The organism is Paenibacillus xanthanilyticus (assembly GCF_042682185.1).
In the GTDB taxonomy this organism is placed as follows: domain Bacteria; phylum Bacillota; class Bacilli; order Paenibacillales; family Paenibacillaceae; genus Paenibacillus_Z; species Paenibacillus_Z xanthanilyticus.
Genome location: NZ_JBHUHA010000002.1, coordinates 1,680,491 through 1,699,308 on the forward strand (window position 1 = coordinate 1,680,491; position 18,818 = coordinate 1,699,308).

Below are 18,818 nucleotides of genomic sequence, written 5' to 3' on the forward strand. Positions count from 1 at the left end.
GATGAATTTCAGTAGAAGGGAGGGAGATCGCAGCACCGCCGACAATTCGGTAAGCGCATTCAAAAAATAGCGCCGTGACATCGAAAGTTTTGTTTACCGTCATTTATCTCGACTAATATTGTAAGCGTTTTATTTTGCCGTATGTAGGACCGCCGATTACGTAAGTTGGCAGCCATTTAAACGAAGGGGTGTTTTTGTGCCAGCTCTGTGGAGAAGATGCTTTTCAATCCTGTTCAGTTCGATTTTGGTCTCGTCGTTATTGTTGTCGGGTGGTCGAACGACTTTATCTGCCGCCTCTGATTTGCCCGCTGCTCACTCCTCTTCGACGATCGTACGCTACGAGGATGCGATCCTCCAGGGCTACGGCGTAGAGAAACTAGCCGCCCCTCAAGACGGGGATTCCCTTTATGATGGCGAAGGCTATGTATCGTTCTTTTACGACTTTGACCCGGCTTCGAGTCAGCCTGATGGTACGGCTACGTTTAAAGTCGAAGCGGCAGCTGCGGGTCTGTACGCGCTGAGCCTCGGCTATTATATTCCGGAAGGTTATGGCGCCAAAGAAGCCGGCATCCGAGTCAATGGGACCGATGTCGGCGGCATTACGCTGGATGCCCCTCCGGCCTCGACCGTGGTGCACGAGAAGATGGTAAGCAAAATCGCGTTGAATGCCGGTACGAACGAGGTGACGTTCACCCGGGGATGGGGCTATTACGGGATCGAATACGTGCGAATCGAGCCCGCCGGCCTGCCGTTCGCAAGCAGCACGATCGAAGCAGAAGACGGTCTCATGTCCGGCGAGGTCAGCCTGGGAAGCGCTGTCGAAGGCTTTTCCGGAAGCGGTTATGCCGCATTTAAAAGCAGCGGTTCGCTAACCTTGTCCTATAACGCGGCCGAGCGCGGTCTTGTCGAGCTTACGATCGGCTACAGCGCTCCTTACGGCGACAAAAAGACCCAATTAACGGTCAACGGCCAAGCGAGCGAGGTGTCGCTGCCGTCCACCTCGAGTTACGCGGAGGCCACCGGCGGGAAAGTCATGATGAATAAGGGGACGAACACGATTCGGTTCGATTCCGGCTGGGGCTGGTACAACATCGACTACGTTAAACTATCGCCAGCTTCGGCAAGTAACCAGCATCAAGTCGAGAACAAGCTGGTGAACGCCAATGCAACCGTCGAAACCAAGGCGCTCATGCGTTACTTCGTCGATCATTATGGAAGGAACATCCTCTCCGGCCAACAAACGCTCGAAGATGCGCAGTGGATTAAAGATCAAACCGGGAAGTACCCCGCCATCTTCTCTACCGATCTGATCGACTACTCCCCTTCCCGAGTAGAGCATGGCGCCGCCTCAACCGAAGTGGACAAGGCGATTCAATGGGCGAAAGAAGGCGGAATTGTCGCGCTCGTCTGGCACTGGAATGCGCCTGCGGGACTTTACGACACGGCAGGCAAGGAATGGTGGCGCGGATTTTATACGGACTCTACCTCGTTTGACGTTCAATACGCGCTCAGTCATCCGGATTCGGAGGATTATCGGCTGCTCTTGCGGGACATCGATGCGATCGCCGATCAACTGAAACGCCTTCAAGATGCTCGCGTTCCGGTGCTTTGGAGACCTTTGCACGAAGCGGAAGGCGGATGGTTCTGGTGGGGCGCCAAAGGTCCCGAGCCCGCAAAGCAGCTCTATCGACTGATGTACGATCGGCTTACTAATACGCATCGCCTGAACAATCTGATCTGGGTATGGAACTCCGAAAGTCCGGATTGGTATCCGGGCGACGATGTCGTGGATATGGTGAGCGTCGACATCTACAACCCGGCAGGCAATTACGGACCGAGCATTGCCAAATATGACAGTCTGGTCAATCTGGTGCAAGACAAGAAGCTGGTCGCCTTGCCCGAGAATGGCCCGATCCCCGATCCCGAGCAGCTTCAGACCTATGCGGCCCATTGGCTCTTCTTTAGCACATGGACCGGCGATTTCATCCGTGACGGCAAGTACAATACCATGGAGCATATTCAGAAGGTATACAGCAGCGATTACGTGATTACGCGGGACGAACTGCCTGATGATCTGTACACCTCCTTCCGGTACGAAGCCGAGAAAGGCACGATGACAGGTCTAACCGTATCCACCGCAGGCAGCGGATACTCGGGCGACGGGTATGTGACCGGCTTCGATGAGGACGGCAATACGTTGGCGATGACCGTGAACGTGCCTGTCAGCGGTCGGTATACCCTGTCGATCCGGTACAAAGCTCAAGGCGACAAAACCAATCCCGTCCTGCTGAACGATGAAACGCTGGCGGATTACGTGTTTAAAAACAGCGACGCTTGGACGGACGGGGTTGTAGGCGAATATGAACTGCAAGCCGGCAATCCGACGCTGCGTATCGGCAAAAGCTGGGGGTGGATCGACGTCGATTTCGCCGAGCTGCAGTATCTGGGCCCCATTCTACCGAAAGCCGTCGTCTCTTACAGCAGCGCCAATCCAACGAATCAAGATGTGATCGCCCAGCTCACCGCGAACAAGCCGGTGACCATTACGAACAATGGCGGCTCGAATCGATACGTATTCAAGCAAAATGGCAGCTTCACCTTCACCTATATCGATGCGGACGGACATACGGGATCCGTAACGGCGACTGTAACCAACATCGATAAGACGCCCCCTTCCTTCTCCGTCACAGCTGACCGTACCGTACTGCAGACGCCTAATCACGCGCTGGTCCCCATTAACCTCCAATGGACGGCCCATGATGCCGATTCCGGGGTTGCTGGGGTACAACTGGCGTCGGTGACGAGCAGCGAACCGGACAACGGTTCAGGCGACGGCGATAAAGACCAGGATATCCAAGACGCCAAAATCGGGACGGCGGATGCGCAGATCAAGCTTCGGGCCGAGCGCTCGGGCAAAGGAAACGGAAGAGTCTACACCATTACCTATAAAGCTTTCGATCACGCGGGCAACCAGACGACGGCTTCCGTCCTGGTGACCGTCCCGCATGGATCCAAATCCTAACGTCATCCGCGCTTGAAAGAAAGTCAGCCGCGTCCCGTTGCTTCGGGACGCGGCTGACTTTTACTTCAATATAGTACGGGCAGCTTATCGAGCGTAATCGCATAGTCATGCTGGTACGCCCGGAACAGCTCTTCCTCGGAGGTCCATTCCGACGTCGACCCGAATTCATTCGACCAGGTCATGTACCACACCCACGGAATTCTAGATAACGATAGTGCTTCTATACCAGGCAGCACCCCGATCTCTCCTAATGCCGCCAGCTTCGGTTGGGAGGTGATGGAGATCAGCTCCTCGTACTCGGGCCACAAGTCGGTGTGGGTATGCTTGGGCGGATACAGGTCCCTAGATATGACGTCCGCGACGTCATCGCCCACATACCCCTCGGGCAAGGGAGAATTCCATACCCAAATCAGATTATTCAACCCGTGCACATGCGTATAGCGTTCAAACATGATACGGTACAACCGCTTGGCAGCCTCAGTACCCTTGGCGCCCCACCAGAACCACTCCCCTTCGGCTTCATGGAACGGTCTCCACAGAATCGGAATTCTCCTCTCGCAGAATGGTTTCAGCAGATTGGCCATATGATCCATATCGGATAGGAGCGCCTTATACTCCGCCGTCCCTTCCGTAATCGCTTTGGAGGCGTCGAATGTCGTATTCTCCGTATAGAACCCCTTATCCCGGCTTCCAAAGGGGGAGAACCAATGCCACGTGAACGTGATTAAGCCTTTACGTTCCGCCCATTCCCAAGCCCGGTCCAGCGTATTGCGGTTCTCCTCGATCTCTTGCAAGCACGCTTCGCTGCTGTCTTCATAATTAATAGCAGGCGAATAACTTAGCAGCTCGAAACCGCAAAGCGCGGGAAGCTTCCCCGTCACCTGTTCAATGTATCGCAGTTCTTTTTGCACGTTGGTTTGGGTATGCTGGCCGGTAATAATACCTTTTCCGGCGATGTCGTTTAAGTACCGGAGAACGGCTTTTACTTCCTCTGAAGCCTTCGGATTGCAAGGGGCCATGTTCGCTAATTTCTGGTTTTCCATGGTTCTCTCCTTATCAAGGGATTTCGTATATACATGATCGAATCGCAGCGTCTTGCTGCGGAAGCGTTGATCTCGCGGCATGAAGAATGGCTGTTCCCTCTCCGAATGGAGATAAGAACAGCCCCCTGTCAACCCAATCGACTTACTTGCCGGACCACAGCTTGATCCGGTTTTGGATATGTTCCGTATAAGCGGCTTCCATTTCTTTCACGCCGGCCTTCTCCAATTCGGCCATATAGGCCTCCCACACGCTGTCGAACTCTTCCGGCTTGGACATGACCGCTTCCGGAATGCGCTTCCAGGTAATATCCTTCATCTTGACGCCCAGGATGACAGCCGGATCATCGCTTGGAAGCGACATCGTGTAGGCTGCTCCATACGCTCTCGGTTGGAATTCTTCTTCCTGCGGGAAGAGATCTTTCCAATGCTCGGCGTTATAGGCTTTGAGGGCTTCCTTCTCCGGCTCGCTGTAAGTGGCTGTCAGCTGCTCCGGATAATTGCGCGTAAAATAGTTGCCGGTGGAATCTTGGATGCCGTCGCCGTAATGGACCATCAAGTTCCAGTAAAGGCCGGTGCCGGATTCCTTCTGGAACGACGCGCCGTCTTGGTTCATCCGCTCCTGTACCGCCGGAATAAGGGTTCGTTTGCCGTTCTCGACCGTGTAATGCTTGCCTTCGATGCCCCAGTTGTTCAGGATTTGTCCTTCTTCCGATGCGAGGAAATCGAGAAACTGGATCGCCCGTACCGGATCCTTGCATTTGCTGGAGATCGAGATGCCGTAGCCGCCGTCAAACCCGGCCGGCCAGAAGCTCGTATCCTTGTATTCCTTGCTCAGGGTGACCGGGTAATGACCGTAGGTCTGATCGAATTTGCCCTCGGCCTTCAGCGCGTTCTGCGCGTCGCCATAGTCCCATTCCGGATCGGCGAGACCGAGGACGCGGCCGGAAGCCACTTTCGCTTTGAACTGGTCGGTCTTCTGGATGAAGCTTTCCGGATCGAGCAGCCCAATATCGTTCATGTGGTTCAACCAACGGAAATATTCTTTTTCCTCCGGACGGCGGAAATGGTACGTCGCTTGATGCGTTTGTTGATCGATGTAGTATTCGCCGTCATCCGGCCCGCCTGTCGTCTGGAAGCCTGCGTTGGTGACCTGGTACATATGCCAATCGTCCGCATTCAGGGAGAAGCCGATATTTTTATTGCCGTTCTCGTCCGTCGGATGCTTCGTGATGTAATCCTGAATCACCTTTTCGAAGTCCTTCACGGTGCGAATCTCCGGATAGCCCGCTTCCCTGACGACACGATGCTGGAGCTCGAAGCCGCCATCGGCCTTAATCTTTTTCTCCTCCACGGCGGACCAGGTCGGAATCGCATAGATCGATGGATCGTCCAGGCTGTACTTCGTCCGTACGAGCTTGTCGCCCAGCATCTTCTTGATGCTCGGCGCATGCTTGTCGATCAAATCCGTCAGATCGAGGACGGCGCCGGCATCGACGAGTTTGCCGACATCCGCCTTGGCTGCGATCAAATCCGGATATTTGCCCGTAGCGGCAATGAGCGATATCTTCTGAACCGGGTCGCCGACGGCAAACTCGGCATCCAGCGTCACGCCGGTTTTGGCCGTAATGATCTTGCCGACCTCATCCTGCATGTTATTCCAGTTCGTGCTCGAGTCTTCGGAAAAATAAGTCAGCGTAAGGGGCTCCACATTCGTCCCGGCTGGCGCGCTTGCCTCCGTCTGGGTTCCTTCCACCACAGGCGAATTGTTGCCCCCGCTGCACCCCGCAAGCGTCGTCGCCAAGCTCAGTGCAACAATCGAAGAGGTGACCACCCTTTTTTTGCTCCGTTTCATCATGCCAAACCTCCAACGTGTAATGTCATTTTGTATGGATGGTGCCTTAACTCTTTACGGCGCCAAGCGTCGTGCCTTTCACAAAATACTTTTGCAAGAAGGGATATACGATCAGAATCGGCACCGTCACCGTAATCGTAATCGCCATCTTGACGGACTCCGGCGAAACCTGCGTCATGCGCTGGGCCATATTCGCGGCGTCCTGGGAATTGGTCGCGCTTGTCGTCGTGCTCTGCAAAATTTTCATCAGCTCATATTGGAGCGTCGTGAGCGATTCGTTGGAGCCGTTGAACAGATACGTATCGAACCAAGAGTTCCATTGCCCGACCGCCAGGAAGAGCGCCACGGTCGCCAACGCCGGCTTGCATAGCGGAAGAATGACCCGCCAGAAAATCGTAAAATCGTTGGCGCCATCCAGCTTGGCCGACTCTTGAAGCGCATAGGGCAGACCGTCAATAAAGGAACGGATGACAAACACATTGAACGCGCTTACAAGCCCCGGCAGAATATAAACCGCAAATGTACCGATCAAATGCAGATCCCGCATGAGAATAAACCCCGGAATCAAGCCGCCGGACACATACATGGTGATGGCAAGAAACGCGGAAATAAATTTTCTGGCCGCAAAGTCCTGTCGCGAAAGGGTATACGCCAGCATGGAGCCGCTAATTAATCCCGCAACCGTCCCCACGACGGTACGAAGAACGGATATTTTGAAGCCGGTGATCAATCCGCTATAAGTGAAGATGACTTCGTAATTGTTTAACGTGAATTGCCTTGGCCATATCGTGATTCCGCCTCTAACGGTATCCACCGAATCGTTGAAGGAGATGGCCAGCACGTTCAAAAAAGGGTAGATCGTGAGGATCGTCACCATGATTAAGGAGACGTAAACGATGATTTCCAACAATCGGTCTTGCGGCGACTTCGCCATCGGCTTTCGCTTCACGCGACTGACCGGCGCCGGATTTCGGACAACCTCCATACCGCCTTTCCTCCTTACATAATGCTCTCGTTAGTAAAGCGCTTGAAAATCCCGTTGGCCGCAAACAGCAAGAGGAGGCTGATGACGGAATTAAAAATATTGATCGCCGTCCCGAACGAGTAGCGCCCCATCCCAAGGCCATAATTAAGCGCATACAAATCAAGCACCTCGGAGTAATCGATGACCAGATGGTTGCCGAGCAGAAACTGTTTCTCGAAGCCTGTCCCGAGCAGATGGCCGATCGACATAATCAGGAGCACGATAATCGTCGGTCGGATTCCCGGCAGCGTGATGTGCCACATTTGCCTCCATCGGCTCGCGCCGTCGACTCGTGCGGCTTCGTACAACTCAGGACCGATACCGGCCATGGCGGCCAGGTATATAATGGCGCTCCAACCGGTCTCCTTCCATACATCCGCGCCGGTGACGATTCCCCAGAACAAATGCCCTTCCGCCATAAACTGAATCGGGCGGTCGATGAGGTGCAAGCCCAATAGTATATCATTCACGACGCCGCCGTCCGTCGAGAGCATTTTGGTGACAATGCCCGCGGCAACCACCCACGAGACGAAGTGCGGCAGATAAGATACGGTCTGAACGAATCGTTTCATCGCCTGGATACGAACCTCATTGAGCAGCAGCGCGAAGACGATCGGCACGACGAAACCCGCGACAAGGCCCATTAAGCTCATTGCCAGCGTGTTCCGCAGCACGAGGTAGAAATGGTCATCCTGAAACAACGCGCGAAAATGCTCCAGTCCCACCCACTTCTGTTCGAAAAAGCCGACGCCGGGTCTATACTTTTGAAAGGCCATCGTCCATCCCCACAGCGGCAAGTACTGGAATACGAAGACCCAGAGCACGAACGGGATGGACATAAAGAACAGATATTTTTGGTTTTTAATAACCTTCCACGTCTTCTTATTCGTTTGCCTATATGCCGCTTCCCGATCTAAAGTTATCGCTTTCATTTTTCTCCCCCCCTCTCTTCGAATTCATCTTAAAGGAAAGAGAGGACAGAACCCATCTCACGGATTTCGAATAAAATCATCCAACAATTATGGATTTTTATAGTCCGAAGGCGAACGACCTTCATAACGTTTGAATTTACTGTGGAAATAGTTCACGCTCGTATAGCCGACGCGCTCCGCCGCTTCGTATACCTTCATGCCGCCAGCCAATAATTCCTTGGCTTTCTCGATACGGACTTTGTCCACGTAAGTATTGAAGTACTCTCCCGTCCTGTTTTTAAAAAGCTGGCCCAAATAAGCGGTACTGTAGTTAAGCAGCCTTGCTAGCGTTTCGAGCTTCAGATTGTCGGCATAATGCCGGTTAATAAAATCGATCATTTTCTTAAACTCCTGCTCATGGCCGCTAGGCTCCGCGTCTGTCGCAAGCTCCACCAGAAAACGGCGGATCCCCTCCAAGAGCTCATCCAAGCGACCATACTGGTAAATCTCGTTCAGGAAGCGAGAAACCGACTCCATCTCTTTTCGTTCCATGCGGAGGCCGCTGCCAAGCTTATGGATGACGGTATTGGAGAGAAAGAAAAACGATTCTTTCACGGACTTCTCGTTGTGCCCCTGCCCGATAAAACAAGCTGCCGCTTCCTCCAATAGGGGGAGAATCATCGCATGGTTGCCCACATCCAGACTGTAGTAAAGGCGGAAAATGAGCTCTTCCATCATCGCTTCGCTGGGCTCGCCGGATGACAGGGAGGTTACCGGTACCGGGTAACACGGCGAACTCGGCCCAAGCAGCCCGTCCTCCTTGCTGAAAAACGCGCGTTTTACCGCCTCCTGCGCTTTGCCGTAAGAGAGCCGGATCTCCTCGGGCACGGATACCGCCCCTCCGGTCGCGGCGACGAATCGGACTTCCTCCGCTGCGTCTTGCAGCTCGCGGTATAGGTCAAGGCGCCGGTCTTTTCCCCGCAGCGGCGCTTGGAGAAGAAGCGCGACATAAGAGGCAATAATGGTCACAACCCCCTGCTTGGAGGGCTCCATCCTGGCCTTCAGCCCCTGCGAAAGCCGGATTAGCGCATCGGAGCGGTCTGCTTCGGGCACCTGCGGCGAGACCAACACGACTTCATAGTTGTCCCATAACAAATCTGCTTCTTGGAGCGCGCTTCTTACGTTGCTTGGATGGTGCGCTTCCTCCTGCGGGATAAGCAGATGCTGCACAAGCAAATCCCGGTTCGCCTTCCCGAACCGGCGTTGTTCCCCCTTGGCGCGTTCCCCCTCCATCCGCTCCCGTACCTGCTTGAGAAGAGCCGACATCTCATGGATATCGACCGGTTTGAGCAGGTATCCGGCCACGCCGTATTTGATCGCTCGCCGCGCATAGTCAAAGTCGGCGTGGCCGCTGAGAATGATCACATGCACATGCATCGGAACGTCGAGAGCAGACAAGCGCTGAATGAACTGCAGGCCATCCATAACGGGCATGCGGATATCGACGATGACGACGTCAGGGATTTGTTCCTCCACGACGTTCAAGGCTTCTTGGCCATTCGCCGCCGTGGCCGTCACGATAAAGCCGAGGTCTTGCCATGGAATCAGCGTCTGCAAGCCTTGGCGAAGTTTCGGTTCATCATCCACGATCAGGACTTTGATCATCGCGAATCGCCTCCGGGATATAAAATGCGATGCTCGTGCCGCTGCCAGGATCGCTCTCGATTCGCAAAGCGCTCGACGCCCCGTAGAGAAGAACAAGCCGATCGTTCACATTGCGCAGGCCGATCCGCTGACCTTCCTGATCCTCGACGGCAGCGGCCAGCTCCTCCCGCACGCGAGCGAGACGGTCGGCAGGCATCCCTGCGCCGTTGTCGGCTACTTTGATCAGGACTCCGTTCGGAACACGCTTCGCCTCCACCTCAATAACCGCCCCTTCCGCCCGGTTATCCAGGCCATGCACTATCGCATTTTCGACCAATGGCTGGATGATCAATGGCGGGATCGGCATCTCCTCCAGCTGGGGCTCTACTTGCAATCGATAATCCAAACGTTCCTCATACCGAAATTTCTGAATCTCTAGATAACAGCGCACCCACTCGAGCTCTTTGCGCAGCGCAATGTTCCCATTGCCCGCCTCCAAGCTGCTGCGCAGCAGCATGCTCAGCAGCCATACGGCCTGCGCGATATCATCCTGCTTGCGAATGTGGGACTCCATGCGGATGGATTCCAGCGCATTGAAGAGAAAATGAGGGTTAATTTGGCTCGCCAGCATCTTGAACTTGATCTCGTTCTGCCGCTGCTCGACCAGGCTCTTCTGCCGGTTCGTTTCTTGGACCTCTTCAATCAGCTGCGTGACGCTTTTGACGAGCGCATTGAACCGTCTGGCGAGCAAGCCGATTTCATCTTTTCCGTCGATATGGAGATAGGTCTCCCAAGCGCCTGTCCCGACTTTAGACATATGATGGCTCAAGCGGAAGAGACGGCGGGAGAGCAAGGACGCGGATGCATAGATCAGCAGCACGGCGAACAGCAAGCTGGCCGAGATGACGACCACGCCAAGCCGGATCACGTTGTTGGCATCCCGGGTAATCTCGGACACGGAAAAGATGGAAATGACGCGAAGACCATTCCAGCTGTTCTCCGGCTCCAGATGGGCAATCACCACCTTGGACGCCTTGCCATTAATGGACGCATCGTAACTCCCTTCCTCGCGGGAAAGGATGTTTGCGTTCGCATGAATATCGGACAGGTTCTTCCCGAATACATCCGCTTCGTTGGAGGCGACAATCCGATTGCGATTGTCCACGATCAAGGTTTGGAACGATTCCTGCTCCAGAATCGCATGCAATTGCCGCTCGTCTACGCTGATTACGAGGACGCCCGTTCTTCCTGGGACATCCAAGGGAAAGGAGCGGATCAGACTGAGCTCATCCACGCCCAGCCGTTCGTCCTGGATTAAGTTCCATCCTGCAAGCCCCTTCTGCTCGATGGCCTCTTGGTACCAGTCCTGCGCCAAGATCCTATCCGTCGCTTGGATGAATTCCCAGTTGTCGAGCGCTCCCGGGTTCACCGTATAGACGCGGATGCCGGATAGCTCTTTGTAGGTCTGGAGGTAGTCGCGAATGTCCGTATACCCCCGGTACGCCTGAATCACTTCGAGATTATTCTCGTACTTTTGGCCCGCCACCCGCTTCAACGCGTTGTCCGTGGTCAGCCGGTACGAAATGTCCAGCGGAACCTGGATCAGCTCTTCCGTACGCTTGCGCACGCGCTCCACATTGGCGCCGACTTGCGCAGAAGCGTCTTGGATGACGATCGACCTCAGCTTTCCGGTCAGCAGCAGGCCGCTAAGCAGCAAGGGAAGAACGGCTGCCGAAATAAACGTAATCGCCAGCTTCTTCTTCATTTTCATGTCATTCATCATTCGGATTACATTCATGGTGACCTCCCGAGTCTGTCCGCCTGCCGCACGTAAAATGCCCCTTTTCTCAACCAAAAAGGGGCATTGCTTTCTATGGGTTCCATGCGCTTTCGGGCATCTTTGCTGATGTTAGGGATGATGCGGACTTCAAGCTTGGAGCCTAAACCATTGACTCGTATAGTCTTTCTGCTGGCCATGGAGCGGCAAGCCGAGCTGCATTAGCCTGTCGCCGCCATAAACAGACCCTTCCTCGCTCTTGCCCTGCCGCACCTCGTATTCGAGTTCCGGATCCAGCCCGTCCAGGCGCAGCGCGCGGCGCGGCGGATTCGGGACGGCCGTCACTTGGAAATAATAGACAAGCGCCTCTCGCTTGTCTTCGGAGACAAACATCCAGGCCGAGTCATCCCCCTCGAACGGGCTCTTCAGGCGGTACAAGTCGCCCTTCTGGACGAGGCCGCGGAACGCCTTGTACGTTTCGACTTGGCGCGTGACGATCTCTTTTTCGGTATCGGTAAATGCCGTGAGATCCAGTTCATACCCGAAGTTCCCGGACATGGCGACATCTCCCCGGAATTCCAAGGGCGTGATGCGGCCAACCTGGTGATTCGGCACAGCGGACACATGCGCGCCGATTGCGCTCGCCGGATACACGAGGCTGATGCCGTATTGGATCTTTAACCGCTCCACCGCGTCGGTATTGTCGCTAGTCCACGTTTGCGGCATGTAATAGAGCATCCCGGGGTCGAACCGCCCTCCGCCGCTTGCGCAGCTTTCGAACAGAATATGCGGAAATGCAGCCGTAATCCGCTCGAGCAGCTCATACAACCCGAGCACATAGCGGTGAGCCGTTTCGGACTGGCGTTCCGGCGGCAGGGCCGCGGAACCGATTTCCGTCAAGCCGCGGTTCATATCCCACTTCACGTAAGCGACCGGCACGCGCTTGAAAATGGCGGAAAGCGATTCATAGATATAATCGCGGACTTCGGGCCGCGTATAATCCAGCACGAGCTGCCATCTGGCTTCGCTTCGTCTCCGTCCCGGCACGTGGAGACACCAGTCCGGATGCTTCCGGTACAGCTCGCTGTCCGGCGAGATCATCTCCGGCTCGAACCAAAGACCGAATCGAAGTCCCGCCCCATTGATGCGCTCCGCAACGTCCGCCAGTCCGCCCGGGAGCTTCCGGCGATCTTCGTACCAATCGCCCAGCGACGAATTATCGGCATCCCGCTTGCCGAACCAACCATCGTCCAGCACGAATAGTTCGATGCCGAGCTTGGCCCCCTCTTCCGCGATGGCCACCAGCTTATCCGCATTGAAGTTGAAGTAGGTCGCCTCCCAGTTGTTGACCAGTATCGGCCGTTCCGCGTCCCGGTATTGTCCGCGGCACAGCCGGGTGCGGTACAACTTATGGTAGGTCCGGGACATGTCTCCCAGCCCTTGTCCGGAATACACCATCACGACTTCGGGCGTCTGGAAGACCTCCCCCGGGCTCAACAGCCATGCGAAGTCAAACGAGTTCACCCCTATGTTAAAGCGCGTAGACCCGAACGCATCCACTTCCGCCCCCGCTTCGAAGCCGCCGCTGTAGACCAGACTGAAGCCGAATGCCTCGCCATGGGATTCCGTCGTTTCGGGCGTGACCAACGCGGCGAACGGGTTCAACTGATGGCTGCTCATCCCCCTCTTGCTATCGATCCGGGTTTCGCCTTGCCGGAGCGATCTCCGGGTCATATTGCCCTCCCGAGCCCATGCGCCGGAGAGATAAAGGATATCCAGGTCTTGCTTGGCCGAGAAGTCGACGCTGGCGCTGAGCGCCCGGCGAAGCCGAAGCTGCTGCTCCCCGTCATTGCGAAGACGAACCGATCGAACGATGACATTGCGCTCGGCGTAGATCGTATAGACTAAGGTAACCTGCAGACCGGAATACGCGTCCTTCAACTCCAGCTCCAGCGTATCCGCTTCGGTCTCCTCCTCGGCATACACCGCCGGCAAACCGATTAACTTAGGCTTTCCTGGCGTAATCCGATACCCTTCGTACTTAAGTTCCGTAATGCGCGTGCCATCCGCAAGCTCGGCTTGATACGCCGGATTACGAAAATCCCCGCTCCCATATTGCGGGTATTCTTGCGGCAGCCGGTCCAATCCCGCCCGCTCCGGGACATGCATCAACAGATTGTCCATCCGATCGCGATGCTTCAGTCTGCCTCCCCAATAGACATGCACAGGATACCCGTCCACAATCTGTATGAGATAACTCATGCCGGACGAGGTGAAATGAAACAAGCCCGTTTGCTCTTGAACCGTAATACCCATTGTCTTCAACCTCTCTTTACCATTCGCTTCCCCGTTAGGGGCCACTGTTCGATGTGTAATGCTTGCAAGGATAGGACATGGCCTAAGACTCGTTCATTCACCTGAACTTTGGCTCATCTCTAGTGAAATATTAGCCTATTTTGAACAATATCGTACATGGTTTGATACTCAGTAAATATGGTATAATACTTGAAATTTAACATAAGGAGATTATTCGTGATTGAGTATTTATCCCCTAGCAAGCAGCATACCGAATTGTATCTCACCCAATACGGCATGGAAGAATGCTTACCTGGTCATTTTTTCGGGCCGGCTGTACGAACTCATTATTTGCTCCATTATATTTTGGAAGGGGAAGGAATTTTCGAGGTGGGGGGCCATAAGTATGTGCTGGGCAAGGGACAAGGGTTTCTCATTTGCCCTGGCGTCATTACTTATTATCAGGCCGATCAGGGAAATCCGTGGACCTATTGCTGGATTGGCTTTAACGGAACGCTCGCGGAATCGCTCCTCAGGAAAGCCGGCTTATCATTAAGCTCTCCCATTCTTTGCTATGAAAGAGATGATGCCATCTACGAATCGATCCTATTGATGAGCCAGTCGCAGAGCTACCGGCATGCTAGAGAAACAAGGTTAACCGGGCTCTTATACGCGATGCTGTCGATGCTGATGGAATTCAGTTCGAATAAGCTTCCGACCCCGTCGGAAAGCCGCGCGGAAATTTACGTCGAACAAGTGCAGCTATTTATTGAAAATAACTATGCGCAGAAAATTACAGTCGGGGATATTGCACATGTTATCGGACTCAATCGCAGCTATTTGTGCGCCTTATTTCATCAACGGATGAATAGGAGCATTCAGGATTATTTGATCCGTTATCGGGTGAATAAAGCCTGCGAGATGATGGGAAATCTGGAGCTATCGATCGGAGATATCTCGCGTTCGGTTGGCTACACCGACCCTTTGCTCTTCTCCAAAATGTTCAAGAAAGTGAAGGGTTCCTCACCCCGACACTACCGAACCCTATCTCAGGCGCAATTGAAGGTTTAAAGTAGTCGGGAGCGCAGGCGTATATATCAACGCAATGTATGTTAGCTCTTTCGAAGTGCGTCGCCTGATTTAATCCTTTCAATATCATTTCTTGCTCTTCAATGGCATAGTACAAGATATTAATACCTCCTGGAAGTTTTACTCCTCCATTTCTTTTGTAACATCGGCATTCCGGATGATTTTAGGCACTCAATAATTTGGATCGCAAACATGTCTGACTCTTTAATTTCCCTCCTCATTTAAGACTGCGATTTAGTAATACTCGGGTAACTATGCCTGAGATGATTTACAAACAAATCATAAAACCTGCCCATTGGGAAAGGCCAACCAGCTTGATCGCCGGTTGACCTCTTTATTCGAAATGTTATTCTAAAGCTTGCTGAACGAAGCTGTCGTTGACGCCATCCTTAAACGCAACTTCTTTCTTGAGGAATCCGTTTTTAAGTAAAATCCCGGCCGTCGTTTCTTGAGCAGCCAATGCTTCCTGTGTATAAGCGGACAACAGGCTGGAGCTGCGCTCCAGAAAGGTCTTGACGATCGCCGCCGGCAGCTTCGTCTGTTCAGAGTAAATTTGCGCAGCTTCATCCAAGTTGGCCGTTTGCCACTCCAGCGAACGCTTGAACTGTTTCAAGTATTCCACGACCAATTCCGGATGCTTCTGTGCAAATTCGGTGTGCGCAATCATCGACAGAGGCGCTTGCACTTCGGTGTTGGCCTCCAGCGCCTTCGCTTTTTTAGTCGCTACGTTCAAGGTGATATTCGGATCGACCGTCACCCAAGCATCCAATTGTCCGGATTCAAAGGCTGCCTGTGCATCTTCAGGGTTCAAGTTGATGATCGTAAGATCCTTTTGCGTTAGGCCATTAGCTTCCAGCACTTTGATCAAATAGACGTGTGAGGACGACCCCCTACTTAAGCCAACCTTTTTACCTTTTAAGTCTTGAACCTTCGTAATGGGGCTGTCGGCCGATACGAGGATCGCATTCAAATTCTTGCCCTCCCCAATCAGGCCGACAACTTGGATCGGCAGCTTGTTCGATAGCCCCGTAATCGTTGCGCCATCACCAAGAAAAGTAAGGTCCACGCGGCCAGATACCAATGCCTCTAGAATGGGAGGCCCGCTGGCGAATTTGCTCCATTCGACTTCGGCATTAAGCTGATCGAAACCCTCTTTCAACCAGCCCTTCTGCTCAGCAATAACAAGAGGGTTCAAGCTTCCATTCAAAGCGATTCTTACTTTGACCGCTTTCTCGCCGTTTGCTTCCTGCTGCGTATTCTCCTCCGTTGATGGCTGCCCCGTCTTCTCTTCGGCTGTGTTCGAAGCGGATCCGCTTCCAGCGGAGCTTTCCGTTTTCTCCGCACTACCTGAGTTCCCGCATCCTACGACCAGCACTATGGCCAGCACCAAGAAGGCCGTAAGTAACAGCACGCTTCTCTTTGGTTTCCTCATCGTTCTATCTCCTTAAATTCGCACATGAATAATAGGAATTTACCCCGTAAAAAAATAACTTTCCGACACAGCCGCTAAGCTCCATAGGCCTAAATCTCTGGTCGTCCAGTCGATTCGTCTCATAGCCACTATCTCGACTCATAAATTGACTTACAAGTCAAGTTGTGTCGTGGCTAAATCATATCAACAGAAAAAGCAGAATGTCAATCCTTGTTTTCGGCAGTGTAACCGGCTACGGCCCGATCATCTGAATCAGCAAATCGATCGTCGTTTCATTTGCCGGCTCATACTCGCGAATCTTTAGCAGCATGAGGTTCTGGATCAGGGTCGCAAACAGTGTCGCTAGTTGAATCGGATCTCCCTGGCGCACAGACCCATCTGCTTGTCCTTCCTTTATCAGCTCTATGAGCAGCTGCCGATTCATCTTTCCCCGCTGACGAATCTTCTGCTTCTCCTCATCGTCCAACAGGTCGGTGAAGATAGCCTGCAGCAAAACCATATAGCTGTCCGCGTTCGACTCTTGGGACAACACCTTCGAGGCGATGTACCGAAATTTATCAGACGCTTTCCCCTCAAGCTCAAGCGCCATCTGTAATTGCTCTCCGTATATATCCTGTCCCCGCTTAATGACGGCAAGCAGGAGCTCTTCCTTGGATTTGAAGTAGCTGTATACATGCCCATGGCTGCGTCCTGCTTCGACTGCGATATCGTCAATTTTGGTCAACAGCCCTCGGCGGGCAAAGACACTTGCAGCAGCATCAAGAATGTCCCTGCGGCGCTTCTCTCGCATCTGTGTGTCCCGCAATAGATTACGTGGCATTGTAGAAACCTCCTGAGATGATCTAACGGGTATTTTAATCCTTACTCAGTTTAGCAGAGCTACCCGTCTCTAAACCACCGAAACTTACATTTGCCTTTCGCTGTTGGATGAAACGGCCGATGACCGATCATATTATTCCGCTTATTTTACTCGGGTATTGACAGTGGCGCGAATCCGGTGCTAAGATTTCCACAATATGACCGAAAAGTCAAGTTGTAAAGATTGGGAGTGAACCTCATGCAGCCTGTCCTACATATCCATGAAGTAAGCAAAACCTTCTATACCGATCAACAAGTAACTCCTGTTCTGAACAATATTCACCTTGACATTCAAGACGGAGATTTTACGGCTATTATTGGGCCCAGCGGCTGCGGCAAAAGCACCTTGCTTAAGATCATCGCCGGTCTCGACACTGCTTACGACGGCAGCGTTCAGCTTAAGGGAAGCCCCATCATAAAGCCGTCTCAGGAGAAGGGATTCATCTTCCAGGAGCATCGCTATTCACTTGGATGACCGTAGAGCAAAACATTGCCGCCGATCGTTCCCTGCGCGACCCATCCGTTCGTAAGGCTGTTGATGATCTCATTGAGCTCGTCAAGCTGAAAGGATTCGAGAAGGCCTATCCGCGTCAATTATCCGGCGGGATGTCCCAGCGTGTTGCCATTGCCAGAGCGCTGCTGCGCAGGCCAGCGGTGCTGCTGCTCGATGAACCATTTGGCGCTCTTGATGCATTCACGAGAAGTCACATGCAGGAAGCTCTTCTTGACATTTGGCGGGCGAACCGGACTGCAATGGTGCTCGTTACCCACGATATTGATGAAGCTGTATTTCTATCTACTCGCGTGATTGTGATGGATGCACGGCCTGGGCGAATCAAAGCCGTCGTGCCGATCGATCTGCCCTACCCGCGCAGCAGAACCTCACGCTCGTTTACAGAGCTTCGTACGCATATTCTAAACGAACTTGACCATCGGGAAGAAGCGGTTGACTACCATATTTAAGCGGCCGCACAGAAAGGATTGGATGCTCATGAATATCACGATTAAGGCGGAGGAACGCAGCGTGAATAAACAGAAGGCAGCACCTCGTCCTTCCGGCAGCAAAAGGCGTCTTTTCATTCGGGGGGCTATTCTCCCCATCTTGCTTGTTTCGGTCTGGCAGGTATTAAGCGGGACGGGGACCATCTCCACGCAGCTCTTCTCATCACCGGCCCTCATCCTCAAACAATACTGGGATTTGACACTCTCGGGAGAACTGCCGCATCACTTACGCATCAGTATCGTGCGGGCTTTACTCGGCTTTCTGCTGGGAGGCAGCTTGGGGCTTCTGCTCGGTCTGCTTGTTGGCATGTACCGCAAGTTCGAAGAAACCGTAAATCCGACTGTCCAAATGCTCCGAACGGTACCGCTCTTGGCGATTACGCCTTTGTTTATCCTTTGGTTTGGTTTCGGCGAGCTGTCTAAAGTGCTGCTTATTTCGCTTGGCGCATTCTTCCCTTTATACGTAAACACCTTCCTCGGCGTACGCAACGTCGATGCCAAGCTGTTCGATGTTGCCCGTGTGCTGGAATTCAGCCGCTTCAGCCAAATGATACGTCTAGTTCTGCCGGCAGCGCTGCCGAATGTTCTGCTCGGCATTCGCCTCTCGCTCACGATTGCATGGCTCTGCCTGGTTACCGCCGAACTGCTCGGCGCCGATACTGGCGTTGGTTTCATGATTCAAGACGCCCGCGCCTTCATGCAGACCGATATCGTATTCGTTGGGATCACGATCTTCGCGATTGTCGGCAAACTATCCGATTCCCTTGTGCAGTTCTTGGAGAAGCGTTTGCTTCGTTGGCAGGACAGCTATAAGGGGTAAGGTCGGCACTGCTCATTCGATGATTACATCGCTAAGGAGAGGAAAACTA

The 18,818-nt window shown here is 53.4% G+C and carries 12 protein-coding genes and 1 pseudogene; 4 read left to right on the top strand and 9 right to left on the bottom strand.

Annotation, left to right across the window (positions count from 1 at the left end):
- The first annotated feature begins 196 nt into the window (after window positions 1-196).
- Window positions 197-3,022, top strand: a complete 2,826-nt coding sequence (locus ACFSKT_RS24555; RefSeq protein WP_377776364.1) for a glycosyl hydrolase — start codon at window positions 197-199, stop codon at window positions 3,020-3,022.
- A 65-nt stretch (window positions 3,023-3,087) separates the two neighbouring features.
- On the opposite strand, the gene ACFSKT_RS24560 is transcribed toward ACFSKT_RS24555, so the two are convergent.
- From ACFSKT_RS24560 to ACFSKT_RS24590, 7 genes are all read right to left on the bottom strand, one after another.
- Complete coding sequence (locus ACFSKT_RS24560) at window positions 3,088-4,065, bottom strand: glycosyl hydrolase (RefSeq protein ID WP_377721016.1); 978 nt, start codon at window positions 4,063-4,065, stop codon at window positions 3,088-3,090.
- A gap of 142 nt (window positions 4,066-4,207) precedes the next feature.
- A complete protein-coding gene (locus ACFSKT_RS24565; protein ID WP_377721132.1) occupies window positions 4,208-5,917 on the bottom strand; it encodes an ABC transporter substrate-binding protein in 1,710 nt (569 codons plus the stop codon).
- Between the two features lie 46 nt (window positions 5,918-5,963).
- Window positions 5,964-6,902 carry a carbohydrate ABC transporter permease gene (locus ACFSKT_RS24570; protein WP_377721015.1) on the bottom strand — a complete coding sequence of 313 codons (939 nt, stop codon included), beginning with the start codon at window positions 6,900-6,902 and terminating at the stop codon, window positions 5,964-5,966.
- Between the two features lie 14 nt (window positions 6,903-6,916).
- Window positions 6,917-7,873: an ABC transporter permease gene (locus tag ACFSKT_RS24575; RefSeq protein WP_377721014.1), complete on the bottom strand. Its 957-nt coding sequence runs from the start codon at window positions 7,871-7,873 to the stop codon at window positions 6,917-6,919.
- A gap of 87 nt (window positions 7,874-7,960) precedes the next feature.
- Window positions 7,961-9,517 carry a response regulator gene (locus tag ACFSKT_RS24580; protein WP_377721013.1) on the bottom strand — a complete coding sequence of 519 codons (1,557 nt, stop codon included), beginning with the start codon at window positions 9,515-9,517 and terminating at the stop codon, window positions 7,961-7,963.
- Window positions 9,492-11,294: a sensor histidine kinase gene (locus tag ACFSKT_RS24585; protein WP_377721012.1), complete on the bottom strand. Its 1,803-nt coding sequence runs from the start codon at window positions 11,292-11,294 to the stop codon at window positions 9,492-9,494. The genes ACFSKT_RS24580 and ACFSKT_RS24585 overlap by 26 nt, the downstream gene beginning before the upstream one ends.
- Window positions 11,295-11,423: 129 nt before the next feature.
- Window positions 11,424-13,589, bottom strand: a complete 2,166-nt coding sequence (locus ACFSKT_RS24590) for an alpha-galactosidase (RefSeq protein WP_377721011.1) — start codon at window positions 13,587-13,589, stop codon at window positions 11,424-11,426.
- 216 nt (window positions 13,590-13,805) lie between these two features.
- On the opposite strand from ACFSKT_RS24590, the gene ACFSKT_RS24595 reads away from it, so the two are divergent.
- Window positions 13,806-14,639 carry an AraC family transcriptional regulator gene (locus ACFSKT_RS24595; protein WP_377721010.1) on the top strand — a complete coding sequence of 278 codons (834 nt, stop codon included), beginning with the start codon at window positions 13,806-13,808 and terminating at the stop codon, window positions 14,637-14,639.
- A 364-nt stretch (window positions 14,640-15,003) separates the two neighbouring features.
- Here the strand turns inward: ACFSKT_RS24595 and ACFSKT_RS24600 are convergent, their stop codons facing one another.
- Together ACFSKT_RS24600 and ACFSKT_RS24605 are read right to left on the bottom strand one after the other, a co-directional pair.
- A complete protein-coding gene (locus ACFSKT_RS24600) occupies window positions 15,004-16,089 on the bottom strand; it encodes an ABC transporter substrate-binding protein (RefSeq protein WP_377721009.1) in 1,086 nt (361 codons plus the stop codon).
- A gap of 232 nt (window positions 16,090-16,321) precedes the next feature.
- The gene (locus ACFSKT_RS24605) at window positions 16,322-16,909 is read right to left on the bottom strand and encodes a TetR/AcrR family transcriptional regulator (RefSeq protein ID WP_377721008.1); all 588 of its coding nucleotides are present in this window, start codon (window positions 16,907-16,909) and stop codon (window positions 16,322-16,324) included.
- Window positions 16,910-17,146: 237 nt separating this feature from the next.
- On the opposite strand from ACFSKT_RS24605, the pseudogene ACFSKT_RS24610 reads away from it, so the two are divergent.
- Together ACFSKT_RS24610 and ACFSKT_RS24615 are read left to right on the top strand one after the other, a co-directional pair.
- Window positions 17,147-17,910: pseudogene (locus ACFSKT_RS24610) on the top strand (ABC transporter ATP-binding protein).
- A 28-nt stretch (window positions 17,911-17,938) separates the two neighbouring features.
- Window positions 17,939-18,769, top strand: coding sequence for an ABC transporter permease (locus ACFSKT_RS24615; protein ID WP_377721007.1), 831 nt, complete (start codon window positions 17,939-17,941; stop codon window positions 18,767-18,769).
- The last annotated feature ends 49 nt before the right edge of the window (window positions 18,770-18,818 follow it).

Excerpts from the sequence above, each read along its gene's own strand:
- ACFSKT_RS24600 (WP_377721009.1), bottom strand. The coding sequence starts at position 16,089 with ATGAGGAAACCAAAGAGAAGCGTGCTGTTACTTACGGCCTTCTTGGTG.
- ACFSKT_RS24590 (WP_377721011.1), bottom strand. The coding sequence starts at position 13,589 with ATGGGTATTACGGTTCAAGAGCAAACGGGCTTGTTTCATTTCACCTCG.
- ACFSKT_RS24570 (WP_377721015.1), bottom strand. The coding sequence starts at position 6,902 with ATGGAGGTTGTCCGAAATCCGGCGCCGGTCAGTCGCGTGAAGCGAAAG.
- ACFSKT_RS24575 (WP_377721014.1), bottom strand. The coding sequence starts at position 7,873 with ATGAAAGCGATAACTTTAGATCGGGAAGCGGCATATAGGCAAACGAAT.
- ACFSKT_RS24585 (WP_377721012.1), bottom strand. The coding sequence starts at position 11,294 with ATGAATGTAATCCGAATGATGAATGACATGAAAATGAAGAAGAAGCTG.
- ACFSKT_RS24605 (WP_377721008.1), bottom strand. The coding sequence starts at position 16,909 with ATGCCACGTAATCTATTGCGGGACACACAGATGCGAGAGAAGCGCCGC.
- ACFSKT_RS24565 (WP_377721132.1), bottom strand. The coding sequence starts at position 5,917 with ATGAAACGGAGCAAAAAAAGGGTGGTCACCTCTTCGATTGTTGCACTG.
- ACFSKT_RS24560 (WP_377721016.1), bottom strand. The coding sequence starts at position 4,065 with ATGGAAAACCAGAAATTAGCGAACATGGCCCCTTGCAATCCGAAGGCT.
- ACFSKT_RS24615 (WP_377721007.1), top strand. The coding sequence starts at position 17,939 with ATGAATATCACGATTAAGGCGGAGGAACGCAGCGTGAATAAACAGAAG.
- ACFSKT_RS24580 (WP_377721013.1), bottom strand. The coding sequence starts at position 9,517 with ATGATCAAAGTCCTGATCGTGGATGATGAACCGAAACTTCGCCAAGGC.